This window comes from Chryseobacterium sp. CH25 (genome assembly GCF_004119455.1).
Lineage (GTDB): Bacteria > Bacteroidota > Bacteroidia > Flavobacteriales > Weeksellaceae > Chryseobacterium.
Genome location: NZ_NRQT01000001.1, coordinates 380,032 through 403,106 on the forward strand (window position 1 = coordinate 380,032; position 23,075 = coordinate 403,106).

Below are 23,075 nucleotides of genomic sequence, written 5' to 3' on the forward strand. Positions count from 1 at the left end.
TTTCAGTTTCCTGAGGCAACCAAAAAATAAAAATATGAACAAAAAGCACAACTTCAGCGCAGGGCCATGTATCTTACCACAAGAGGTATTTGAAAAATCAGCACAGGCAATCTTAGATTTTAACGGGATCGGATTATCTCTTCTTGAAATTTCGCACAGAAGTAAAGACTTCGTTGCAGTAATGGACGAAGCACGTGCAATTGTAAAAAGATTGATGAATCTTGGTGACGATTATGAGGTACTTTATTTAGGAAGCGGGGCAAGCATGCAGTTTGCTATGGTACCTTACAACCTGATGAAAGTAGGCGGAAAAGCTGCTTACCTGGATACAGGAACCTGGGCAGCCGGAGCCATTAAAGAAGCTAAAAAACTGGGAACTGTAGATGTAGTGGGTTCTTCAAAAGAAGAAAACTATTCTTTCATTCCTAAAAATTATACTGTAGGTTCAGAATACGATTATTTCCACTGTACTTCCAACAATACAATCTACGGAACTCAAATGAAATCTTTCCCTGAAGTGGACACACTGATGGTATGTGATATGAGTTCTGACATTTTCTCAAGACAACTTGATTTTTCAAAATTTGATTTAATCTATGCCGGGGCTCAGAAAAATATGGGACCTGCAGGAGTTACTCTAGTAGTGATCAAAAAAGAAATCCTTGGAAAAACAGGAAGAGAAAACATGCTGTCTATGCTTGATTATTCTCAGCATATTTCCAAAGAGTCTATGTACAATACTCCACCGGTATTCCCAATCTATGCATCTCTGTTAACATTACAGCACCTTGAAAACAATGGTGGAATTGCTGCTGCAGAACAAAGAAACGAGGCGAAAGCTAAACTTCTGTATGATGAAATAGACAGCAACCCATTATTTGAGACATTCTGCGTAAAAGAAGACCGTTCATTAATGAATGTTTCTTTCAACATTACAGACGAAAGCAAAAAAGAGGAATTCGACAACGCATGGAAAGCTGCAGGTATCAGTGGACTTAACGGTCACAGAAGCCTTGGCGGTTACAGAGCAAGCTTATACAATGCCCTACCTATTGAAAGTGTACAGGTATTGGTGGATGTAATGAAATCTATCAAATAATTTTAGCATTAAAAAATTCAAAGATTGAAAGATTTAAAAGCAGTTAATTTAAATTTATTAATTTGCGCTCCAGTTTTAAAATTTTGAAATATTTAAATCTTTCAATCTTTAAATCAAATAACACATGAAAGTTTTAGCAAACGATGGAATCTCAAAAGCAGGAGAACGAGCTTTAAAAGAAGCCGGAATAGAAATTCTGGACAATAGAGTGGCTCAGGATCACGTTATTAATTTTATCAACGATAATAATGTAGATGTTCTTCTTGTAAGAAGTGCAACAAAAGTAAGGCAGGACCTGATTGATGCATGCCCGGGACTTAAAATTATAGGTCGTGGCGGTATCGGAATGGACAATATTGATGTTGAATATGCAAAAAGCAAGGGGATCAAAATTATCAACACTCCTACAGCATCTTCAAAATCTGTTGCAGAATTGGTTTTCGGACACTTCATTGCATTAGCCAGATTCCTTCACGAATCAAACAGACTGATGCCTTTGGAAGGTGAAACTCATTTCAATGCCATGAAAAAGTCATTCAGCAATGCTTATGAACTTTCAGGAAAAACATTAGGAGTAATCGGCTTTGGAAGCATTGGCCAGGAAGTCGTGAAAATAGGAATTGCTTTAGGAATGAAGATTCAGGTTCTGACAAGAAGCCCGAGAACAGAAGTTCTTACTTTGAATTTCTTTGACGGACAGTCTTTGAACTTTGAAATCACTTCCACCAATGATATGGATGCATTTCTTAAAGAATCAGACTTTATCAGCATCAATACTCCGAAAACGAATGAATACATTATAGATACTCCACAGTTTGAAAAAATGAAAGACGGAGTCTATATTGTAAATACTGCAAGAGGCGGTGTGATGAATGAAGTGGCACTGATTGATTTTATTGATTCAGGAAAAGTGGCAGGAGCTGCATTGGACGTTTTTGAAAGCGAACCCAATCCGGAACTTCCATTACTGATGAATCCGGCACTATCCCTTTCCCCTCATGTAGGAGGAAATACGGTAGATGCGCAAGAGAAAATCGGTGTTGAACTTGCAGAACAAATTATTAAGCTACAAAAAGAAACTATAAGATAAATATGCCTGTTTTTAAACCTTTCCGTGGAATAAGACCTCACAGAGATTTTGAGGATACTTTCCCTACCCATCCACTGGATAATTTTACCCAGGAAGAAATAGCAGAAAAAGCTCAAGTTGAAAATACTTACATCAACATGATAAAACCATATGTTGTAAGTAAATCTAAAGATGTAGACCGAAACTTGAGAAAGATCCGTTCCACATTTGAAGAATTTTTGGACGAAAAAAAACTCGTTCAGGATAATTCTGCCTATTATCTTTACGAACAAATCTATCCTAACAAACAAATTTTCAGAGGCCTTTTAGGTCTTGCCAGTATTGAAGATTTCTGGAACGGAAAAATCAAAAGGCACGAAAGTACCATTCCTCAGAAAAAAGAAAAACTGGCTCATTACCTTGAAAAAGTAAACCTTCAGGCTGAACCGGTATTGCTTACCTACCCTGCCAACTCGAAAATTGAGTTGCTGATGAATCATGAGGAAAAGAATGTTCCAATCTTCAATCATATAGATACTATCGGAATCCGACATAAAATCTGGAGAATAGACAACCGTCTGAAGCTGCAGCAGTTTAAGGAAGTGATTGATCAGATTGATTCATTCTATATTGCCGACGGACACCACAGAATTGGTTCCACAGCATTAAATGCGAAAAAACATAAGGATAAAAACAAAAGACACAACGGTACAGAGCAGTATAACTTTGTATACAGTTTTATTGTTTCCAACCAGTCCATCAAAATTCATGATTACAACAGAGTCCTGAATGATCTGAATGGTCTTTCCAGCGAGCAGTTCCTGAAAGAACTTGAGCAATATTTCTTAATTCACGAAAAAGGAGAAACTCCATACTTCCCATCTCAGAAATTCCACATCTCAATGTATCTGGACGGTAAGTTCTACTCTCTTCACGTAAAACACGATCTTCGTTCTAAAGAAATGTCTTTAGATAATCTGGACCACCATTTATTGGACAAATACATCTTCAAAGGAATTTTAAAAATAGAAGATCCGGATAGCTCTGATCTGATCTCTTATGTAAAAGGAACATCCAACATTAACGGGATCAATATTTTAAAAGAAAAAATAGATACCGGAGAAGGAAAAGCCGGATTCGGAATTTATCCTGTAAGTTTTAATGATATGATTAAAATTTCAGATTTAAAACTGAGTATGCCTCCTAAATGTACATTCATTGAGCCAAAATTGATTACAGCACTGGTAATGTACGACATGAAACCTTAATAAATTCCCATTTTTTTCCTACTTTTATCGTTGGAAAAAGAAAGGTAAATAAAAAATGAAAAAAATATTCATTATACTTCCACTCTTTTTGAGTGGATTTTTATTTTCTCAAAAAAAAGTCCAGAAAAAACCTGCCGGCAGAACAGCAATTCCTGTAAAATTAAATTACCATGACGAATTCAAAAAGATCTCAGACGAGATCATGGCCAATGGCAGGGCTTATGAAAACCTTGGAGAGCTTACGAAAGGAATTGGGCCACGTTTCAGTGCTACTCCCGGGTATGCAAAAGCAGTAGAATGGGCAGAAAAAAAATTCAAGGAAATCGGCATCAATATGATCTGGAGGCAGGAAGCTAAAGCTCCCGTATGGATCAGAGGAAAAGAATCCCTACAGATAAAAGCAGAAAATGGAGACTGGAGAAATATCAGAATGCTTTCATTCGGAAATTCTGAAGGAACAGGTGGCAAGGATCTGACAGGTGAAATTGTTTTAATTAATTCCACTTCAGAATTGAACGCCATGTCCATAGGCCAGCTAAAAGACAAAATTGTTTTCGTGAATGTTCCCATGGACCCGAAAATCATCAATACCAGTGATTCCTATTTACAGACTGCAAAATCAAAATTAATTTCCGCATCCGTTATTGCTAAAACAGGAGCAAAAGCATTAATCATAAGATCATTAACAACAGCTAATGATGATACTCCACACGCCAAAATGATTTATTATGAGCCGGATGATAAAGTTAAAATTCCAGCCTTATCAATCGGTGTAAGATCAGCAGATGAATTGGAGAAAACGTTGAAGAAGCAGAAAGTAACAGCCAAAATCAACATGACTGCCGAATCAAAAGCCAGCACTACCAATCCCAATATTATTGCTGAAATTCAGGGTAAAAAAGATTCTAAAGTTATTGTTTTAGGCGCTCAGCTAGATTCGTGGGATGTTGGTGAAGGAGCTACTGATGACGGAACTGGAGTTGCTCAGTGTATTGAAGTTTTAAGAACATTGAAGGCACTTGGCTATGAAAATAACCATACCATCCGGGTAGTTCTGTATGCCAACAGTGAAAACGGCGGACAAGGTCGCGAAATGTATGCTGCTTTTGTGAAAAAGAAAGATGAAAAACACATATTCGCTTTAGGAACAGATGCCGGTGGCTATTCACCACGAGGATTTTCTTTGGATATGTCACCTCAAAGAAGAAGACTGGTTTTCCCCTGGAAAGAATATTTCCTTCCTTATGGCGTTTATGATTTTGACCAAACAGATGCCATTCAGGACATCTCTCCTTTAAAAAAACTTGATATCCCTTTAGCAGAGCTTGTTGTAGACACCCAAAGATATTTCGATTATCATCATTCCGAACAGGATACTTTTGATAAAGTGAATAAAAGAGAACTTCTCCTCGGAGCGGTTGCTATAACACAAATGATTTTTATGGTTGATAAAAATTGGTAATATGAAAAAGATTATAAATATATCATTATTAACTTTAGGAATAACCTTTATATCAGGACAGACTAAAGAAGACTCCATACAGTTCAACAAAATCTCTACAGAAATCCTAAATAACGGTAAAGGATATGATGAGCTAAGAGAACTTACTAAAAATATAGGCCATCGCCTAAGCGGCTCCGAAGCCTACGAAAAATCTGTACAATGGGCAGCACAAAAACTTCGTGATGCCGGAGCTGATAAAGTATGGCTTCAAGAAGTGATGATCCCAGTTTGGGTAAGAGGAAAAGAATCCTTACACATCAAAACTTCCACCGGAAGCTGGAAAAGTCTTAAAATGCTTTCTCTGGGGAATTCTGAAGGAACAGGAGGAAAAGATGTTTCCGGAGAGATCATCATGGTTAAATCTCTTGAAGAATATGACAAACTCCCTGCTGAAAAAGTAAAAGATAAAATTGTTTTCTTTAATTACCCTTTCAATCAGGGGCATGTGCAGACTTTTATTTCTTATAGAGAATCTGGGGCCTACAGAAGAACCGCAGCTTCACTGACAGCCAAAAAAGGTGGAAAATTTGCGATTATCAGATCCCTCTCTTCAGCATTGGACGATGTTCCACATACAGGAAATATGCGATATGAAGAAAATATTTCAAAAATTCCGGCTGTTACCATTGGAAATACAACTGCCGATGAACTGGAAACTCTATTAAAAAATCAGAAAGTAACAGCAAAACTCAATTCCAACTGTGGGATGAAAGGAGAAAAGCTCTCCCACTCTGTTATTGGCGAAATTACAGGGAAGAAAGATCAAAATGTAATTGTAGTGGGTGGACACCTTGATTCCTGGGATGTAGGTGAAGGGGCTCATGATGATGGATCTGGGATTGTTCAGAGTATTGAAGTGTTAAGAACATTCAAAAAACTTGGAATACAGAACAACCATACCATCAGAGCAGTTTGCTTTGCCAACGAAGAAAACGGAACCAAAGGTGGAAAACAATACGGAAAAACAGCAAAAGACAACAATGAAAAACATCTTTTTGCTATAGAGTCCGATGCTGGTGGCTTCTCTCCCCGCGGAATCTCCTTGGAAATGGATGATGTAAAAAGAAACCAGATCAAAAGCTGGGGAAACCTGTTTCTACCTTACGGAGTTTACAACTTTGAAGGAAAGTATTCGGGTTCAGATATTGCTCCACTTCATGAGATGGGCGTTCCAACAGCAGAACTCGTTCCGGAACCACAGCGTTATTTCGATATTCACCACACCGCAGAAGATACTTTTGAAAAAGTCAACCGTAGAGAATTACTACTTGGCTCAACGGTGATGACACAACTTATTTATATGATTGATAAAAATTGGTAACAATGAAAAAGATATTAGCATCCTCATTATTATGCTTGGGAATGGCTGTTTTTGGCCAAACCAAAGAAGATTCAATACAGTTCAGCAAAATCTCTCTTGAAGTTTTAAACAACGGAAAAGGATACAGCGATCTTCGTGAACTTACTAAAAATATCGGCCATCGCTTAAGCGGTACCGAAGCTTATGAAAAATCCGTACAGTGGGCAGCACAAAAACTTCGTGATGCCGGAGCAGACAAAGTATGGCTTCAGGATGTGATGATTCCTGTCTGGGTAAGAGGAAAAGAGTCCTTACATATCAAAACCTCCAACGGAAGCTGGAAAAGCCTTAAAATGCTTTCTCTGGGGAATTCTGAAGGAACAGGAGGAAAAGATGTTTCAGGAGAAATCATCATGGTTAAATCTATGGATGAATACAATAAACTTTCTCCGGAACAGGTAAAGGATAAAATCCTATTCTTTAATTATGCTTTCAAACAATCATTTATAGAAACTTTTAAAGGATATGGTGATGCCGCTAAATACAGAACAACAGCAGCATCTTTAACGGCTAAAAAGGGAGGAAAATTTGCCATTATCCGTTCTCTTTCTTCAGCTTTTGATGATGTCCCGCACACAGGAGCTATGCGCTACGAGGAAAACATTTCTAAAATTCCTGCAGTAGCCATCGGAAGTACCACAGCAGATGAACTGGAAGTTTTATTAAAGAATCAAAAAATCACCGCAAAACTTAATTCCAACTGTGGAATGAAGGGCGAGAAACTCTCCCACTCCGTGATTGGTGAAATTACAGGGAAGAAAGACCAGAGTGTAATTGTAGTAGGTGGACACCTTGATTCCTGGGATGTAGGTGAAGGAGCTCATGATGATGGGGCCGGAATTGTTCAGAGTATTGAAGTCTTAAGAACATTTAAAAAATTGGGAATACAGAATAACCATACCATTCGGGTGGTTTGTTTCGCCAATGAAGAAAACGGAGTGAAAGGAGGCATCCAATATGGTAAAACAGTAAAAGAGACCAACGAAAAACACCTCTTTGCTATAGAATCCGATGCAGGTGGTTTTGCTCCTAGAGGTATTGCACTGGATATGGATGATACTAAAAGAAAACAGATTCAAGGCTGGTCGAAATTATTCCTGCCTTATGGAGTGTATAATTTTGAAGAAAGGTTTTCCGGAACAGACCTTTACCCACTTCATGACATGGGAATTCCTGCTGCCGAGCTGATGCCAGATTCTCAACGTTATTTCGATATTCATCATACTGAGGAAGACACCTTTGAAAAAGTAAACAGAAGAGAGCTTTTACTAGGCGCTGTAGCGATGACCCATATTATCTATATGATTGATAAGAACTGGTAATAGAATACCATAATTGATATAAATAAACCCATTGAGTCTTATAAGATTTGATGGGTTTTCTTTTTTTTAACACCAATAGCACGAATGATTCCACAAATGACCCCATACAATAAAATAAATCACAAAAAAACCTATCTCAAGCAGCGTTTTTGTCATTCCAGAGAAATCCAAATAAAACTATTAAATATTGTTAGTTTAGATTATTACAGAATGATAAACTAAGTATTATTCCGACATTAGATATTTATCCTGTACCTAATTTGAGCAATAAAATGATTCCAGAAATATCTTACACCACATAGTTCCCAATTGACATCAAACTTATTGTTATCTTTAGCATAGTATGGTTTTGAAACTTTAGAATGAAACATGGGTTCCTCATTTTTTACAATTTCAAAATAATCAGCATCTAAATTTGATTTCCTATAATACTGAATTTCTATTACTGTTTCTTTCTTTGTTGCCTTGAAAATATAAAAATTAATATCATAAAGATCCTGATATTCTTTATTCAGAATCTCTATGACTGAGTCCAATGAAAGTATAGTTTTAGATTTATTTACTTTATTCCGAACCTTTCTTTGTTCAAAAAAATTCAGCCTTTCAAACTCATTAAAATCAGATACTATAAAAACATAGTTTGGAGATATCTTATTCCAACAGTTTATCATTGCCAATCGTTGAAGATTAACAATACAAGTCTCAATATTTTCTTTTAAGTTTTCTTTGTTCACTATTCCAAAATTAAACTTTTTTACAATTATTCTAATAGAAATGGTTTAAAAACTGTACTCTAAAAATTCAACAGAAACGGGCTTTAGCCCGTTCCCATTATACATTAAATTCCATTGGCTTTAGCCAAAGTCTATATCTAAGAATTCTACATTCAAAATCTATTTTTCTTCGTTTAAGGAAATAATAAACAAAACTCCTTAAAAAACAGCACAATACACCACTTCAAAATAAAGTGTTAATCGTAGAGTTATCACTTTGGCATGAAATTGGCATTCCCTTTTATGAGAAAAAATTAAAAAAGCACTAAGGATGAGAAAAAAGGTTTTCTGTGGATTTTCAGTTTTCCACTGATTCAAAGTTCATATCTCGTATATGAATCCTTTTTTTTCTACGATGCCGTAAAAGATACGGGAACGTGATTAACTAGCCCTCCGGTTGATTTTTCACAGCAGATTTATGCCCCGTATCTAACAGGTATCATCAATAAACCCATGAGTCATTTATTGATTCAAAAATGATTATTTATCCCGGACTTTAGAGCCCGGTATCATAATATTGAATAAACGGCAAAGTTATCATGAACCTTAGCCCAGAAAAGAAATATGCTATTCTTTTTACCATGATACTTACACCAGATTTATTCTCAGTTAATTAATGTATAACCCTTAAAATGTTAGTAATGATGAGAGACTTTTTTGAAATGATTTTTAAGAGAAATGAAGACGCTGCAAAAATGCATATCTGGAGCCTGTTATTGGTCCTGAGCTTTGCTGCTTTTTCTGTACTGGTATACAGTTTAAAACCAAGTTTTAATAGCTTAATCGTATATCTTACCGCCTTTGCCGCTTATATCGGCTTTGGACTTGTATTCATCAGTTCCCTTGCAGGAACGGGGATGAAGAAAAGATCCGGTAGAAACATATAACTTTTATTTCACTCTTTTACTGAAAAACCGCCCTTTGTTGAGGGCGGTTTTTTTATACATTGCTTTCACAGATTATTCTTTAAAAATATCTTTCATCATTTTCTCAAGGAACTGAGTTGTCTCCTCCTCTACCATTTTCTCAGATTTTGCTACTAATTCAGCATGAAAAGGCTGACAACAAGCCTTTATTCCGAATCCATCATCTGTTTTTACAAACTCTGGATGCAGATTATGCTCCGGACATACTTCAGCTTCTATGGTCTGTTTTATTAAATCGTAATTAAGATCAAACATATTTTCTATTTTTATTTCATTGGTTGGAGATAAAGATAGGGATAATTTATTTTTATGCAACATCCGTATTTCTACGGGACTTTATGACAGGAAACAAAAAAAGCCACCCTTTTCAGGATGGCTTTTATATCTTAAAGATTCAATTATTTTACTTTTACAAGCTCAACATCGAAAACTAACCAAGAGTTTGGTGGAATAACTCCTCCTGCTCCTCTTTCTCCGTAAGCCATTGCTGGTGGGATTAATAAAGTAGCTGTTTCTCCTTCTTTCAATAATAGGATACCTTCATCCCATCCTTTGATTACTCTTCCCATTCCGATTGGAATATCGATTGGCTCATTTCTCTTGAATGAAGAATCGAATTCAGTTCCGTCTACTAATTTTCCTGCATAATGTACAGAAACGTTATCACCTGCTTTTGGAGCTTTACCGTCAGTAGTTTTAGTGATTTTATAGTAAAGACCAGATTCAGTTTTTTGCATTCCAGCTTTTAAGTTTTCAACTAATTTTTCCTGGTTTGCTTTGAATTCTTCTTCTCTTTTCTTTTTCTCAGCTTCTTCTTTAGCAGCAAAAGCTTTATTATTTTCTGCGATTTTAGCTTTTCCTTCGTTGAAAGTTTTAGCAGCATCGTAGTTTTTGTATTCGTCACCTTTACCGAAAATAGAAACTTTTTCTAAAACAATATCAGTCTTAGGTTTGTCCTGAGCTCCTTTTTCAACGTTAGCGATAGCATCAATAACATCATTACCTTTTATTACTTTCCCGAAGATTGTGTGTCTTCCGTCTAGCCAAGGAGTAGCAACTTCAGTAATGAAGAACTGAGAACCGTTTGTGTTTGGTCCAGAGTTCGCCATAGAAAGAATACCTTTCCCTGTGTGTTTAAGGTCGTTTCTTTCATCCTCGAATTTATATCCAGGATCTCCCATTCCAGTCCCTTGAGGATCACCTCCCTGGATCATGAAATCTTTGATTACTCTGTGGAAAATAGTTCCGTCATAGTAAGGAACTCCCTTAGCCTTAGCTTTGTTGTCGATTTTCCCTTCTGCAAGACCGATAAAGTTGGCTACAGTTACTGGTGCTTTCTTGTCCTCAAACTTCACAATCATGTTACCTTTTGTAGTTTGAAGATTGGCATAAAGCCCGTCATTAAGACCTTCGTAAGTTTCTTTGTCTACGTTCATTTTTTTATAAATTGGGGTACAACTCATCAGCGAAACACTTGCCGCTGCCAGAATTATATTCTTGTTAAACAATTTCATGTATTATAAAGCTTTTAATTTTATGATTAATGGTATATCATTGTCTATTTTCTTTTCGTCTCCAAAAGTTCCATAAGCCAAAGAAGACGGCACCAAAAGCGTCACTTCCTCTCCATCATGTATAAAACGCAAAGCATTTTCCACCGCTTTCAGTTCATCAAAATGCCCAAATTTGGCATCTCTTCTTTCAAAAGGCTGATCGTAGATTTTGGTCTGGTCAAAATCATACAATTCATAAGAATAAGAGATCAGTGTATTATCTGCTCTTCTTTCTCTACGATCAAAACCATCAGCCGTCACCCAATAATTAAGCTGCGTTGGATAAAACTTTACATTCTGTCCATTGATCCAATCCTGAATCTGACCTCTTTCGATGGTGTTCAGGTTTTTCATTCTGTTTTTAGAAACATCCAGATCTTTCTGGCTTAAAACCCCGCCCACAGGTGGGTGTGCCGTCTGTGTATTCCTGTTGCAGCTCAACAGACTTATAGCTGATATGAAGAGTAATTTTTTCATAAACTTCTGCGAAAATACACATTTTGTGAATCAATTACAAAAGCTTTAAACCATTAATGTAAATTATATAAAAGCATCTGGTGAGATCTATCACCAAAATTAAAACACAAAAGACATAAAAGATTTTAAACACTTAAGTTTTCGTAAGTTAAAAGTACAACGCTGAGAGGAGCTCTTAAGTTAAAAAAATCAAAGATTTATTTTTATAAAGTTGCTCACATATACTCAATTTGTAACCAGAAATCACACACAAACATCTATATAAATCTGCTTAATCTGTGGTTAAAATTTATAATCGTCATTGAAGAAAACAAAAGCAAAAAAGCCGGGAAATTTCCCGGCTTTCTATATGTATTTAAAATACTATTAAACTGTTTCAAGAGCATGATCTACAACCACTCTCCATCCGAATGGATCTTCGGAAAGGTTGTTCTGAAGATCTACTAAATCTTTCTTAAGGATTGCCGCATAGCTTTCTTCGTCTGATAATCTTGGAAGTGCCAATTTCTCACCTTCGTATCCTAAAGCCTGGAACTGAGTAGTTACCACAGCAGTACCAACTCCCCATACTTCTTTAAGCTCTCCGCTTTTCAAAGCTTCAATAACTGTTTTTACAGCAATTGGCTCAACTTTCACTTCAATTCCTCTTCTCTTAGCTAACTGAAGGAAGCTGTCTCTTGTAACTCCGTCAAGGATTTTCTCAGATGTTGGTGGAGTATAAATTGTATCGTTAATTCTTACAAATACGTTCATAGTACCACTCTCTTCGAAATACTCGTGAGTTGCATCATCAGTCCAGATAATTTGCTCATAACCTTCTTCAATAGCCAATTGAGTTGGATAGAAAGAAGCGGCATAGTTACCAGCCGCTTTAGCAGAACCTACTCCACCGTTTGCTGCTCTTGAATAGTGGTCAGAGATTTTCACAGACACAGGCTCTGAATAATAGCTCTTTGCTGGTGTTGCTACAATAGCGAACATATATTTTTCAGAAACTCTAGCTTTCAAAGCTTCTTCTGTTGCGAAAATCAATGGTCTGATATATAAAGACATTCCTTCACCCTGAGGGATCCAGTCTCTGTCGATATCTACTAATGCTTTTAATCCGTCTAAAAACATTTCCTCAGTCACCTCAGGCATTGCAAGACGCTTCGCTGACTTGTTGATACGTTCAAAATTCTTTTCAGGCCTGAAAAGGAAAACCTGCCCGTCTTTGTCTTTATAGGCTTTCATACCTTCAAAACAAGCTTGTCCATAGTTTACTCCCATCATAGCAGGTGTAAATGGTATTGGACCGTAAGGAACTAATTTTACATCACCCCATTTTCCGTTTTCATACTCACATATAATCATATGATCTATGAAAGTACCACCAAATGAAAAATTGTTAGGGTCAAATGTAGAAATTCTGGAGTTTTCAGTTTTTTGAATTATCATTTTTTAAAATTTTTACGATGTTCTACAAATTTAACATAATTTTCTAAATATAAAAATTTTAGAGTAAATTTGACAAAAAATTAGCTTGAAAAGAGAAATTAAGACCACAAACGACGGAAGTAAAACATTGTTTATCAATGATTTAAATGAAAACTACCATTCTCATCACGGTGCTCTTCAGGAAGCAGAACACGTGTTTATCAAAAATGGATTAAATTTAATTAATGATTGCGAAATTAATATTTTAGAACTAGGTTTTGGAACAGGTTTGAATGTTTTAGTGACAATTAATGAATATTTAAAAACTGACAAAAATCATGTCATCAACTATTTTTCGCTCGAAAAATACCCCATAAATGAATCCGAAGTTAAGGATTTAGCCTACTTTGAACTTTTTGATAACCCTGAGTTTAAAAATATTTATCAGAAAATTCATCTGGCAGATTGGGAAAAACCAGTTGAAATCATTAGTGGATTCAACCTTAAAAAGATAGAATGTGACTTTTTTGACCTGAAGAACATTAATCTACCAGAAATCAACCTTGTTTATTTTGACTGTTTTGGGGCAAGAGTACAACCAGACCTTTGGGAAAAACCATTATTTGAACTGGTAGCTGACAAAATGGCCATTAACGGATTATTAACTACCTACTCTTCTAAAGGAAGTGTAAGAAGAATTCTTCAGGAGCTCAACTTTCAGGTAGAGAAAAAACAGGGACCTCCAGGGAAAAGAGAAATGATTAACGCTACAAAACTTTAATCAGCAAAAGATAAGGCAATTGATTTTTCAGCATTTTCCCCTCTATTATCGCTATATGCCTCATAAAAATTCATTACCTTAGCTATACAAATATTATACATTATATATATGATAGACAAGATCAACATTAGAGTGTATGGCTGCGCGGTAAAAGATAAAAAAGTACTCACCTTGTTTGAGGAATATGCAGGCGAACCTTTAATGAAATTTCCGGGTGGCGGATTGGAATATGGTGAAGGAACGCTGGAGTGCCTACATCGTGAATTTGACGAAGAACTGAATGTAAAAGTGGATATCGTAGAACACTTCTACACACAGGAAAACTTTTTGGTTTCCCGTTTCAAAGAAAATGAACAACTTCTTACCATATATTATATAGTAAACATTGTTGACGAGAAAGAGTTTCTTATCCTGGATCCATGTATTGAAAAAACAGAATGGATCGATATCGACAGGCCAGATAATCCTTTCCCACTTCCTATAGATAAAATCGTATTTGATAAATTAAAAGAAAAATTCCTGTAAGTGAGCTTACAGGAATTTTATTTTATTATTTCTTGACTTTAAAATCGCTAGCTCCTGGATAAGGCTTCAAATACCCTGAATTCCAATTGGACTGCAATAATGATTCTACAAATTCATCTGTTCTGTTTTTGTGGGGATCATATCGTTCTTTTAGATCAATATCAGCCATCTTTCCTTTCAGATTCCACCAGAAAGCGCTAAATCCACCTCTAAGTTCTTTAATGATCTCGTATACGTTTTTACCAGTTGCTCTGTTCATCAGTTTTGCAAAAACCTGCCCCTCAGTAGTCGTAAGATCTCTAAGCTGCTTTTCATATTGATCGGCAAGCATATTCTGCCTTTCTCTTACAAACTTTCTCTTGGCTTTGTTATCCATATCATTCATGTCTACCTGAATGTCTCTGTATTGCTGTAAAGCGGTAACAAATAATGGATATACTCTGTATAACTTCTTATTTAAGAAATAGTAGTAATTTTTATCCAACTGATTATTAAACCTCGGTTTATTAACTAAAACCAACTCATCCATTACTACTACAGGCTCTCCGTTTACTTCGTAGACTTTAACTTTCTGCTGTTCGTCGTAATAATATTTATTGCCAAACTCATCTACTTTTAAAGATTCAGCAGGGTATTGATTCAGCGGTTTTGCCACCACAGTATCTTTCTGCCCAAAAACACTGACTCCAAAAAAGAACATAAAAAGACAGATAATCTTACTAAAATTCATTATTTTTACACTTATAAGAACAAAAATTAAACGCAAAAATCATTCCTTTTTATGAAATTTGAAAAGAAATCTTTAAAATTTTTAGAGAAATATTTAAACACTTCATCTCCAACAGGATACGAACACAAGGGACAGGAAGTTTGGATGGACTACATCAGACCCTATGTAGACAAAATTGAAGTGGATCACTACGGAACCTGTTACGGGATCATTAATCCTGAAGCTGAATTTAAAGTAGTGATTGAAGCTCATGCTGATGAAATTTCGTGGTATGTAAACTATATTACGGATGACGGATTGATTTATGTAATCAGAAACGGAGGATCAGATCAGACTATTGCTCCATCTAAAGTAGTACACATTCACGGAGAAAACGGTATTGTAAAAGGGGTGTTCGGATGGCCGGCAATTCATACAAGAACCAATCAGAATGAACCTACTCCAAAAATTGAAAATATCTTCATTGACTGTGGCGCCACTACCAAAAAAGAAGTGGAAGACATGGGAATCTTTGTAGGATGCATGATTACTTATCCTGATGAGTTCTTTGAAATGAATGACAGATATTTTGTCTGCAGAGCTCTTGACAACAGAATCGGCGGCTTTATGATTGCTGAAGTGGCAAGACTTTTAAAAGAAAACAAAAAATCTATTCCGTTTGGTCTTTATATCACCAATTCTGTACAGGAAGAAGTGGGTTTATATGGAGCAGATATGATTGCCGACACCATCAAACCTAATATTGCCATTGTAACGGATGTAACCCACGACACTACTACCCCAATGATCGAAAAGAAAAAAGAAGGCGATCAGAAATGTGGTGCCGGACCAGTAGTGTTCTTTGCTCCTAGTGTTCATCATACGATCAGAGAACTTATTATTGACACAGCAAAAGCCAAAAAAATCCCTTATCAGAGAGCTGCAGCAAGCAGAGCTACAGGAACAGACACGGATGCTTTTGCGCACTCTAACGGTGGTGTACCAAGTGCTTTAATTTCCTTACCTTTGCGCTATATGCATACAACGGTAGAAATGGTATCTAAAGAAGACGTAGGAAACGTTATTAAGCTGATCTACGAAACAGTTCTGAAGATTAAACCTGAAATGAAGCTGAAGTATCATTAATTAAAATGAAGAACGTCTTTTATAATCTATTCAAAAAACCGACTTTCATCTCCATTATATTCATTATAATGGTAACACTTGGAATTCCTTTAATTGTTTATCAATTATTTACATTTGATCCAAGTTCAAGTTTAGGAATTACAATAGAAGTCATTTTCCTAGTGATTTTATTTGCACTCCTTATGATTGACAGATTTTTACTCTTAAGTATTAATAATAAAAAGTTATCTGTCATAGAAATGATTTTAATAACAGGGTATCTAGCCAATTATTATTTTACCCATGATCGTTCATTCTCAATAGGATAATAAAAGTAAAAGTATAAAAAGTAAAAATGAAAACGAAGCTTATTGCTCCATCCCTTTTATCCGCAGACTTTGGGAATCTGCAAAGAGACATTGAAATGCTGAACAATTCTCAGGCCGACTGGTTTCACATTGATGTAATGGACGGTAGATTTGTTCCTAACATTTCTTTTGGTTTTCCAGTAATGAAAACCGTTCAGCAACATGCTAAAAAATTTGTAGATGTTCACTTAATGATCGTGGAACCTGAAAAATATGTTGATGAATTTATCAACCATGGTGCTGATCTTATCTCTGTACACTATGAGGCATGTACACATCTTCACAGAACCATTCATCACATTCAGAGTAAAGGAGCAAAAGCAGGTGTTGTATTAAACCCTTCTACCCCTGTTTTAATGCTTGAAGATATTATTGCAGATGTTGATCTTGTATTATTAATGAGTGTGAACCCAGGATTTGGGGGACAAAAATTCATTGAAAACACTTACAAAAAGATTGCTGAAACAAAAGATCTGATCTTAAGCAACAACTCTACAGCTCTTATTCAGGTAGACGGTGGAGTAAATCTTGATAATGCAGCCAAACTTTTTGAAGCCGGAGCTGATGTTTTGGTTGCTGGAAATGCAGTATTCTCTGCTGAAAGTCCGGAAAGAATGATCGAGCTTCTAAAAATCTAAAAAATAGATAAGCTTAAACATAAAAAAGGCAGCTCCATTTTGGAGCTGCCTTTTTCAAATGGAATTTGAGTCGTCTTGGTTATGAATTTTTTTCAAAATTTTGAAATGTTTAAATTTCTTCTTAGCAACACAACAAAGTTCCGTATAAAATCCACTCCAGTCAATCCGTAGAAATACGGAATTTTAATCTGAGTGTTTTCACTTAGAACAAAGCTTTTTTTATAATTCTTTATGCCAGATACAAGCACAAACCGTTAATGTTATACTGATTATTGAAAATACAGTTCTTATATTATTAAGAAAATTCCATCTGTTTTCAAAATTATCACGTAATTTCTTGATAGCTTCAGCTGTAGAGCCTGAGATATCAAATTGGTCAAGCTGATCATTCATAGGAACATTCCCAACCACTGTAACCCCGAAAACGCCTATCAAATAGGCCAATGTAGCCAATAGAATAAAAATAAAGGCAGGTTGCTCACCCCTCAAGAAAAATGTTGATACAGGAAGAAGAATCGCAGTTCCCATAAAGCTTGCAAAAAATACGGGATTCAGAATTTCCCGGTTAATATTCTGCATAGCCTTCAGATATTCAGCATCAGATAACTTTCCTAATCCGAGAACTACAGAGCATGAATAAGCATAGAAAAGTCCGGCAATGAGCGCTGTAAGTACAGTTGTAATGATTAATAATACGGTTGTCATTTTCATATAATTTGATTTGTGGTTACTAGAGGACTTCCAATATCAATAAGGGTTCCATTTTTTAATGATATTCTGAGCTGTAAGAATCATCTCCGAATCCCAGTTTTTTGTTTTAAAATAATGGAATTTTTGATCTTTAACTAATTCAGGTCCGGCATTATCGAACAACAATTTTGTAAGCAATGTCTGTTCTTCATGAAGAAGCAGATCCTCCAGCGGGTTTTCTGAAAGTAAAACGTCTTTCTTAGTCCAGAAATTATTATTCTCAATGCCCGAGCCTGCTGATAAATCAATAAGTCTGCGAACTGTTTCAAAATCATTCAGAAAACTCTTCTTCTTTTCGTCTGTATCAATCGTATTTCCAAGCCTTTCAATAATAATATATTCCAGATTTTCACATTGAGACAAAACTGAGGACAGTACAGATAAAATCTGTTCAGGAATTGCATCATCATGAGTATCTCTCCGTACCGGATTCTTCCCATAAACACTTTCCTGCCAGCTCCCACCTGACAAATGGATCTCCTTCACTTTATGCAAGGGATATAATTTTATAATTTCCTGCATTTCAACTCCGAAATTACAGGACTGACAGTAGATATTGTGAAGATCGAGAATCAGAAACCCATTGGTATCCTCTGTAAGTTTATCAAGAAATACTCCCTGTTCCATCACATCATCCAATGAGAACGAGAAGGCCAGGTTTTCTATCCCGACAGGAACCTGTACAGCATCCTGTAATCTATAAAGTCTATCTTTTCCGATCTCCAGTGTTTTAGAATGTAAAGAGACGGGTAAGGGTACTCCCTGATGAAAATTTTCGGTATTCATAAAACCGAAATGTTCAGTAATATGATTATAGTTTCTTTTATGAAACTCTTCTTTTAAATTGTTCAGCCAGATTTCCTGTCTTTCGGTCCAACGGGCATCAAATAAGGAATAATACACCCCATGACCTATTAAGCGATTGTTTTCAGCATAAAAATCAAGAAGATTACTCAACCAATCAGGCTCTTCTGCGTTGTAAAATGTGTCAAACGACCATTCAAGCACTTCAATAGAATTGCTTTGTAATAAAGGCAAAACAGCAGAAACAAATTCCGCTTCTGCCATCATAGATAATCCTAGCAAAGGCCTTTTCATATTCTATCCCATTCCACAAGCCGGACAAGAGAAATGGCTAAGCTTAATGGTATCTTGTTTAACAATTGCTTTAGGAGTAGTTGGTTTAGGTTTTTCCGGACTTTCAGGAACCGGAGCTACTTTTCTAACTTTCTTCACAGGCTTTTTAGATTTTGTAACAGGTTTTGTAGTTTGGGCAGAAATGCCTACCGCCAATAAACTTGCCATTAATACTGTTGGAATTTTCATAATGCTTTTTTAGAAGAATTTTACAATAAACGTTCCATTGATAAAAATACAACAATAAATATATCTTAATAACAATTATTTGAAAGTATTTTACCCTATAATGTTTTCTTTATTTATATTTAATGATTAAATAAGTCTACATATGAAAAACAGTCTGATAAAAGCAGTTTTCCTTGGATTGCTATCTTCATTCAGCATTGATATACAAGCTCAGACAATTGATCACAGTAAAAAATGGAGTGGTTTAAAAATGCAAAACTGGGAGTTTTTATTCATTGGGGAATTTACTCTGTCAACGGAATTTCCGAATCCTGGTCTTTTTTCAATAATTATATTAATCACGAAAGTTATATGCAACAGCTGAATGGTTTTTCAGCTTCAAAATATCAGCCTGAGCAATGGGTAAATCTCATTAAGGAATCCGGAGCAAAATACGCTGTCATTACCACCAAACATCATGATGGAGTTTCACTATGGAACTCAAAGGCAGAAAAAGCAACAAACATTCCTCAAAATTCTCTTGCAAAAAGGATGTTTTAACTCCTTTTGTTTCTGCGCTGAAAAAATCAGGACTAAAAACAGGTCTTTATTTCTCATTACCGGATTGGAGCCACCCCTATTACGATATCAATACCCGAACAAAAAAACGTTACGAAATAAAAAAGGACCCGGCACGCTGGCAGAATTTTGTTAACTATTACCAAACACAGCTTCATGAGCTTTCTGTACAATATTCCCCGGATCTTATTTGGTTTGATGGAGACTGGGAGCATACTTCTGAAGAATGGAACGCTTCTCAAACCTTAGGTTTACTTAAGAAATACAACCCTGACATCATCATCAATTCAAGGCTTAACAATCATGGAGACTATGACACTCCTGAGCAGGGTATTCCGGTACTTTCGCCACAAAATCCATATTGGGAACTTTGTTACACTATGAATGATTCCTGGGGATATCAGCCCTATGACACAAATTACAAAACCCCCAATATGATTGTAAGAACTCTGGCAGATGTGATCAGTATGGGTGGGAATCTTTTACTTGATATCGGTCCGAAATCAGACGGCTCCATTCCGAAAGAACAGATTGAAATTCTTAAAAACCTAGGACGCTGGACATCAAAAAATCAGCAGGCCATCTACGAAACAACCCGCGGAATTCCTTTTGATAATTACAAAGGAAAATCATCTTTATCAACTTCTAAAAAATCTTTATTTCTTTATCTTGATGAAGCTAAAAACTTTACAAAAATCTATGGATTAGAAACAAAGCCTCATTCAGTAAAAATCATCGGAGACCCTTCTGCTGTTGTAACAGTAGATTATAATGCTGAAAAAACACTTACTCTGAACTTCTCCAATGTAAAATTTGATAAAGATGTTACTGTGGCAGAAATTACTTTTAACGATCCACCTGTATTTCTTAAAGACTTCAAGAAGGCAGAGATGCCTCTGGCCAAGATACTTGAAATCAAAAACACCCAGGATGCAGTGTATGATATAGTCAATTCTCTGAACTATGGTAATAATTTAGTAACAAATGACGGTTTGACTAATGATGGCCTTGATATGGAAATAAAAAAAACACCTCAAACAAACAGAGAAACCCTTCAATGGATAAGCAAACACGCAGAAGCTTTATTTGAGACAGGAAAAGGCCTTCCAGAGGGACATTTCTCAGGCATGAGTGCTTTATCAAAAGACAAACAGACACTTTATCTTTTTGTGGAAGGAACTCCTACCGGCCCTATTGCTCTAAAAGGAATAAAAAATAACATAGCCAGGATAAGAATCGTAGGTGATGGCAGTATGCTTTCCCATAGTATCTACAATAAACTTTACTGGAGTGACCGACCGGGAATTATTTATATTGACACCCCAAAAGAAAGACTGGATAAGCAAATGACTGTTATAGCAGTTTTGCTCGATAAGCCTGTTGAATTGTACAGAGAAAATGTAGGAGCTATTGAAAATAATCTTTAATGCTTTCAAAAATAGGAACTCACATAAAAACAAAATCCGGAGAAAACAATTCTCCGGATTTTTTATCTTATAAGAAATTCTCTTAGAAAATCTCTCTTCCTGAAAAATGGAACTGAGCTTCGATTAATGCATTCTCGTCAGAATCTGAACCGTGAACTGCATTTTCTCCGATGCTTCTAGCAAACATTTTTCTGATTGTACCTTCTGCTGCTTCGGCAGGGTTAGTAGCACCAATTAATGTTCTGAAATCTTCAACTGCATTGTCTTTTTCTAAAACCGCAGCTACGATAGGACCAGAACTCATGAACTCTACTAATTCTCCATAAAATGGTCTTTCAGCGTGTACTTCATAGAATTTTTTTGCATCAGCAACTGTAAGCTGAGTTAATTTTAAAGCTTTGATTTTAAAACCTCCTTCAGCAATCTTACCCAATATTGCACCGATATGTCCGTCAGCAACTGCATCAGGCTTAATCATAGTGAATGTAATGTTAGACATAAATGTATATTTTTTTAATGGTGCAAAATTACAAAAAATATCTTTGATTTCTATTTTAATTTTTTTTTAACATAAAAATAACTTTTATTAAGAAATCATGAACCAAACTTTGGCACAGTAATTGTTAATTCTATTACGATTCTCATGTTTAATTTGAGTTTTCATGGTTATTAGTTTTTACCCAGCTTCGGCTGGGTTTTTTATTGACAAAAATCAATGCTTTTTTTGATAATTTGATAAATTTAAAAACCATATAAAAGTATATTAATATAGTATTGCTTCTATTTCAATCAATGGAATAATTGATATTTTTTTAATATTTTTTTATTTTCTTAAATCATGACATAAAAAAGTAGAGTTATGCCACATTTTTCCAATTACAAAAAGTAGAGTTATTTTAAATAATCAATTATTTTTCAATTCAAAAAAGAAAAAAACAGATTTTTATTTCTTCACTTTTTTTTACAAGTAAAAATGAAATAAAAAATGTTTAGAGACACAGGGCAAAAACCAATCAGTTACAATGTATTTATCATTGGAATATAAAAAAACTCCATATGAATTATATGAAGGTAATTGTTTATTGATAGAGTTTATTGATAGAGTTTATATAATTATTTTTGAGCAGCTTCTTCTGCTTCATCCATCAGCTTTATATATGTTGCATAACGGGAATGTTGAATCTCTCCTGTTTCAAGAGCATCAATAACAGCACATTTCGGTTCGTTAATATGAAGACAGTTATGGAATTTACATTCTTCTCTCTTCTTGAATATTTCCGGGAAGTAATGCTGTACTTCTTCTTTCTCAATATCAATCATTGCAAATTCACGAACACCGGGAGTATCAATAACATTTCCACCAAAATGCCAGAAATGCATCTGTGCAAAAGTAGTGGTATGCTTTCCTTTTAAGTGAGTATCCGAAATTTCAGAAGTTTTAAGGTTTAATCCAGGTTGCAATGCATTAACCAATGTGGATTTCCCACATCCTGAGTGCCCAAAAATACAGAAGTTTTATCTTTCAGTATTTCCTGCAGCTGATCCAGATTAAGTTTTGAATACGATGAAATCTCTAAAGTGTTATACCCTATTTCCTGATAAAGAAATTCAATGTCTTTTACAATTTCAATTTCTTCTTCATGGAGAACATCAATCTTATTAAAAAGAATTAAAGGTGTAATATTGTAAGCTTCACAACATGCCAGGAATCTGTCCAGAAAGCCTAATGAGGTTTCCGGGTGCTTCAATGTGAAAATAAAACAGGCAAGATCAATATTAGACGCAATAATATGCGCTTCTTTTGAAAGGTTAACCGATTTTCTGATCAGGTAATTACTTCGTGATTCAATCTTTGTAATCCACGCAATATCATCCTGTTCCAACTGAAATTCCACAAAATCTCCTACAGCAAGCGGATTGGTAAGTCTTGTTTTAATTAATTTGAATTTCCCCCTGATCCTGGCCTCGAAAATTTTATTTGTTTCCAATTCCAAAACCTGGTACCAACTGCCTGTAGATTTAATGATTTTTCCTTTCATAGATAATATGGTGCAAATATAAGGAATTAGGGCTTAGGGTTGAGAATATAGGCTAAAACAAA

Annotated in this window: 23 protein-coding genes and 1 pseudogene; 13 read left to right on the top strand and 11 right to left on the bottom strand. The window is 35.5% G+C overall.

Annotated features, from left to right (window positions below; translation table 11 throughout):
• The first annotated feature begins 34 nt into the window (after window positions 1-34).
• The 6 genes from serC to BOQ64_RS01685 all read left to right on the top strand — a co-directional run bounded on the left by serC (window position 35) and on the right by BOQ64_RS01685 (window position 7,622).
• Window positions 35-1,099, top strand: a complete 1,065-nt coding sequence (gene serC / locus BOQ64_RS01660) for a 3-phosphoserine/phosphohydroxythreonine transaminase (RefSeq protein WP_129056594.1) — start codon at window positions 35-37, stop codon at window positions 1,097-1,099.
• Window positions 1,100-1,223: 124 nt separating this feature from the next.
• On the top strand, window positions 1,224-2,189 hold the full coding sequence (locus BOQ64_RS01665; RefSeq protein ID WP_129056592.1) for a D-2-hydroxyacid dehydrogenase: 966 nt from the start codon (window positions 1,224-1,226) through the stop codon (window positions 2,187-2,189).
• A 2-nt stretch (window positions 2,190-2,191) separates the two neighbouring features.
• Window positions 2,192-3,436 (top strand): DUF1015 domain-containing protein, encoded by a 1,245-nt coding sequence (locus BOQ64_RS01670; RefSeq protein WP_129056590.1) that lies wholly within the window; start codon window positions 2,192-2,194, stop codon window positions 3,434-3,436.
• 55 nt (window positions 3,437-3,491) lie between these two features.
• Entirely contained in the window at window positions 3,492-4,898 is a 1,407-nt protein-coding gene (locus BOQ64_RS01675; protein ID WP_129056588.1) for a M28 family peptidase, read from the top strand.
• 1 nt (window position 4,899) lies between these two features.
• A complete protein-coding gene (locus tag BOQ64_RS01680) occupies window positions 4,900-6,261 on the top strand; it encodes a M28 family peptidase (protein WP_129056586.1) in 1,362 nt (453 codons plus the stop codon).
• Window positions 6,262-6,263: 2 nt separating this feature from the next.
• Entirely contained in the window at window positions 6,264-7,622 is a 1,359-nt protein-coding gene (locus BOQ64_RS01685) for a M20/M25/M40 family metallo-hydrolase (protein ID WP_129056585.1), read from the top strand.
• A 236-nt stretch (window positions 7,623-7,858) separates the two neighbouring features.
• Here the strand turns inward: BOQ64_RS01685 and BOQ64_RS01690 are convergent, their stop codons facing one another.
• A complete protein-coding gene (locus BOQ64_RS01690; RefSeq protein ID WP_129056583.1) occupies window positions 7,859-8,356 on the bottom strand; it encodes a hypothetical protein in 498 nt (165 codons plus the stop codon).
• 680 nt (window positions 8,357-9,036) lie between these two features.
• Here BOQ64_RS01690 and BOQ64_RS01695 point away from each other — a divergent pair.
• Window positions 9,037-9,282: a hypothetical protein gene (locus BOQ64_RS01695; protein ID WP_129056581.1), complete on the top strand. Its 246-nt coding sequence runs from the start codon at window positions 9,037-9,039 to the stop codon at window positions 9,280-9,282.
• A gap of 72 nt (window positions 9,283-9,354) precedes the next feature.
• On the opposite strand, the gene BOQ64_RS01700 is transcribed toward BOQ64_RS01695, so the two are convergent.
• From BOQ64_RS01700 to BOQ64_RS01715, 4 genes are all read right to left on the bottom strand, one after another.
• A complete protein-coding gene (locus tag BOQ64_RS01700) occupies window positions 9,355-9,576 on the bottom strand; it encodes a hypothetical protein (RefSeq protein ID WP_129056580.1) in 222 nt (73 codons plus the stop codon).
• A 143-nt stretch (window positions 9,577-9,719) separates the two neighbouring features.
• Window positions 9,720-10,757, bottom strand: a complete 1,038-nt coding sequence (locus BOQ64_RS01705; RefSeq protein WP_228448194.1) for a peptidylprolyl isomerase — start codon at window positions 10,755-10,757, stop codon at window positions 9,720-9,722.
• 81 nt (window positions 10,758-10,838) lie between these two features.
• Window positions 10,839-11,351: an FKBP-type peptidyl-prolyl cis-trans isomerase gene (locus BOQ64_RS01710; RefSeq protein ID WP_129056578.1), complete on the bottom strand. Its 513-nt coding sequence runs from the start codon at window positions 11,349-11,351 to the stop codon at window positions 10,839-10,841.
• A 366-nt stretch (window positions 11,352-11,717) separates the two neighbouring features.
• Window positions 11,718-12,788, bottom strand: coding sequence for a branched-chain amino acid aminotransferase (locus BOQ64_RS01715; RefSeq protein WP_129056576.1), 1,071 nt, complete (start codon window positions 12,786-12,788; stop codon window positions 11,718-11,720).
• A gap of 85 nt (window positions 12,789-12,873) precedes the next feature.
• Here BOQ64_RS01715 and mnmD point away from each other — a divergent pair, with 85 nt between their 5' ends.
• Both mnmD and BOQ64_RS01725 read left to right on the top strand, forming a co-directional pair.
• Window positions 12,874-13,548 (top strand): tRNA (5-methylaminomethyl-2-thiouridine)(34)-methyltransferase MnmD, encoded by a 675-nt coding sequence (gene mnmD, locus BOQ64_RS01720; protein ID WP_129056574.1) that lies wholly within the window; start codon window positions 12,874-12,876, stop codon window positions 13,546-13,548.
• 108 nt (window positions 13,549-13,656) lie between these two features.
• The gene (locus BOQ64_RS01725; protein WP_089733908.1) at window positions 13,657-14,073 is read left to right on the top strand and encodes an NUDIX domain-containing protein; all 417 of its coding nucleotides are present in this window, start codon (window positions 13,657-13,659) and stop codon (window positions 14,071-14,073) included.
• A gap of 25 nt (window positions 14,074-14,098) precedes the next feature.
• Here BOQ64_RS01725 and BOQ64_RS01730 read toward each other — a convergent pair whose 3' ends face one another.
• Window positions 14,099-14,803, bottom strand: coding sequence for a DUF4294 domain-containing protein (locus BOQ64_RS01730; protein ID WP_129056572.1), 705 nt, complete (start codon window positions 14,801-14,803; stop codon window positions 14,099-14,101).
• A gap of 51 nt (window positions 14,804-14,854) precedes the next feature.
• Between BOQ64_RS01730 and BOQ64_RS01735 the strand changes: the two genes are divergently transcribed.
• Together BOQ64_RS01735 and rpe are read left to right on the top strand one after the other, a co-directional pair.
• Window positions 14,855-15,928: a M42 family peptidase gene (locus tag BOQ64_RS01735; RefSeq protein ID WP_129056570.1), complete on the top strand. Its 1,074-nt coding sequence runs from the start codon at window positions 14,855-14,857 to the stop codon at window positions 15,926-15,928.
• 334 nt (window positions 15,929-16,262) lie between these two features.
• Window positions 16,263-16,913 (top strand): ribulose-phosphate 3-epimerase, encoded by a 651-nt coding sequence (gene rpe / locus BOQ64_RS01740; protein ID WP_129056568.1) that lies wholly within the window; start codon window positions 16,263-16,265, stop codon window positions 16,911-16,913.
• Window positions 16,914-17,132: 219 nt separating this feature from the next.
• Here the strand turns inward: rpe and BOQ64_RS01745 are convergent, their stop codons facing one another.
• From BOQ64_RS01745 to BOQ64_RS01755, 3 genes are read right to left on the bottom strand one after another with little or no spacing between them, the layout of a single operon-like run.
• Window positions 17,133-17,618: a DUF1772 domain-containing protein gene (locus BOQ64_RS01745; protein ID WP_164975724.1), complete on the bottom strand. Its 486-nt coding sequence runs from the start codon at window positions 17,616-17,618 to the stop codon at window positions 17,133-17,135.
• A 42-nt stretch (window positions 17,619-17,660) separates the two neighbouring features.
• On the bottom strand, window positions 17,661-18,761 hold the full coding sequence (locus tag BOQ64_RS01750; protein WP_129056564.1) for a DUF692 family multinuclear iron-containing protein: 1,101 nt from the start codon (window positions 18,759-18,761) through the stop codon (window positions 17,661-17,663).
• A gap of 3 nt (window positions 18,762-18,764) precedes the next feature.
• A complete protein-coding gene (locus tag BOQ64_RS01755; RefSeq protein ID WP_129056563.1) occupies window positions 18,765-18,989 on the bottom strand; it encodes a hypothetical protein in 225 nt (74 codons plus the stop codon).
• A 234-nt stretch (window positions 18,990-19,223) separates the two neighbouring features.
• Here BOQ64_RS01755 and BOQ64_RS24440 point away from each other — a divergent pair, with 234 nt between their 5' ends.
• Together BOQ64_RS24440 and BOQ64_RS01760 are read left to right on the top strand one after the other, a co-directional pair.
• A complete protein-coding gene (locus tag BOQ64_RS24440) occupies window positions 19,224-19,529 on the top strand; it encodes an alpha-L-fucosidase (protein WP_262708718.1) in 306 nt (101 codons plus the stop codon).
• Complete coding sequence (locus BOQ64_RS01760) at window positions 19,463-20,974, top strand: alpha-L-fucosidase (RefSeq protein WP_262708719.1); 1,512 nt, start codon at window positions 19,463-19,465, stop codon at window positions 20,972-20,974. The genes BOQ64_RS24440 and BOQ64_RS01760 overlap by 67 nt, the downstream gene beginning before the upstream one ends.
• An 82-nt stretch (window positions 20,975-21,056) precedes the next feature.
• Here the strand turns inward: BOQ64_RS01760 and BOQ64_RS01765 are convergent, their stop codons facing one another.
• Together BOQ64_RS01765 and rsgA are read right to left on the bottom strand one after the other, a co-directional pair.
• The gene (locus tag BOQ64_RS01765; RefSeq protein ID WP_034687444.1) at window positions 21,057-21,473 is read right to left on the bottom strand and encodes a nucleoside-diphosphate kinase; all 417 of its coding nucleotides are present in this window, start codon (window positions 21,471-21,473) and stop codon (window positions 21,057-21,059) included.
• Window positions 21,474-22,087: 614 nt separating this feature from the next.
• Window positions 22,088-23,013 (bottom strand): annotated as a pseudogene (rsgA, locus tag BOQ64_RS01770) (ribosome small subunit-dependent GTPase A).
• Window positions 23,014-23,075 lie beyond the last annotated feature (62 nt).

Coding starts and splice junctions, on each gene's coding strand:
- BOQ64_RS01755 (WP_129056563.1), bottom strand. CDS start 18,989: ATGAAAATTCCAACAGTATTAATGGCAAGTTTATTGGCGGTAGGCATT.
- BOQ64_RS01675 (WP_129056588.1), top strand. CDS start 3,492: ATGAAAAAAATATTCATTATACTTCCACTCTTTTTGAGTGGATTTTTA.
- BOQ64_RS01705 (WP_228448194.1), bottom strand. CDS start 10,757: ATGAACGTAGACAAAGAAACTTACGAAGGTCTTAATGACGGGCTTTAT.
- BOQ64_RS24440 (WP_262708718.1), top strand. CDS start 19,224: ATGGAGTGGTTTAAAAATGCAAAACTGGGAGTTTTTATTCATTGGGGA.
- BOQ64_RS01680 (WP_129056586.1), top strand. CDS start 4,900: ATGAAAAAGATTATAAATATATCATTATTAACTTTAGGAATAACCTTT.
- BOQ64_RS01730 (WP_129056572.1), bottom strand. CDS start 14,803: ATGAATTTTAGTAAGATTATCTGTCTTTTTATGTTCTTTTTTGGAGTC.
- BOQ64_RS01665 (WP_129056592.1), top strand. CDS start 1,224: ATGAAAGTTTTAGCAAACGATGGAATCTCAAAAGCAGGAGAACGAGCT.
- BOQ64_RS01735 (WP_129056570.1), top strand. CDS start 14,855: ATGAAATTTGAAAAGAAATCTTTAAAATTTTTAGAGAAATATTTAAAC.
- BOQ64_RS01710 (WP_129056578.1), bottom strand. CDS start 11,351: ATGAAAAAATTACTCTTCATATCAGCTATAAGTCTGTTGAGCTGCAAC.
- serC (WP_129056594.1), top strand. CDS start 35: ATGAACAAAAAGCACAACTTCAGCGCAGGGCCATGTATCTTACCACAA.
- BOQ64_RS01715 (WP_129056576.1), bottom strand. CDS start 12,788: ATGATAATTCAAAAAACTGAAAACTCCAGAATTTCTACATTTGACCCT.
- BOQ64_RS01765 (WP_034687444.1), bottom strand. CDS start 21,473: ATGTCTAACATTACATTCACTATGATTAAGCCTGATGCAGTTGCTGAC.
- BOQ64_RS01670 (WP_129056590.1), top strand. CDS start 2,192: ATGCCTGTTTTTAAACCTTTCCGTGGAATAAGACCTCACAGAGATTTT.
- BOQ64_RS01745 (WP_164975724.1), bottom strand. CDS start 17,618: ATGACAACCGTATTATTAATCATTACAACTGTACTTACAGCGCTCATT.
- BOQ64_RS01700 (WP_129056580.1), bottom strand. CDS start 9,576: ATGTTTGATCTTAATTACGATTTAATAAAACAGACCATAGAAGCTGAA.
- BOQ64_RS01685 (WP_129056585.1), top strand. CDS start 6,264: ATGAAAAAGATATTAGCATCCTCATTATTATGCTTGGGAATGGCTGTT.
- BOQ64_RS01750 (WP_129056564.1), bottom strand. CDS start 18,761: ATGAAAAGGCCTTTGCTAGGATTATCTATGATGGCAGAAGCGGAATTT.
- BOQ64_RS01695 (WP_129056581.1), top strand. CDS start 9,037: ATGATGAGAGACTTTTTTGAAATGATTTTTAAGAGAAATGAAGACGCT.
- rpe (WP_129056568.1), top strand. CDS start 16,263: ATGAAAACGAAGCTTATTGCTCCATCCCTTTTATCCGCAGACTTTGGG.
- BOQ64_RS01725 (WP_089733908.1), top strand. CDS start 13,657: ATGATAGACAAGATCAACATTAGAGTGTATGGCTGCGCGGTAAAAGAT.
- BOQ64_RS01760 (WP_262708719.1), top strand. CDS start 19,463: ATGGAACTCAAAGGCAGAAAAAGCAACAAACATTCCTCAAAATTCTCT.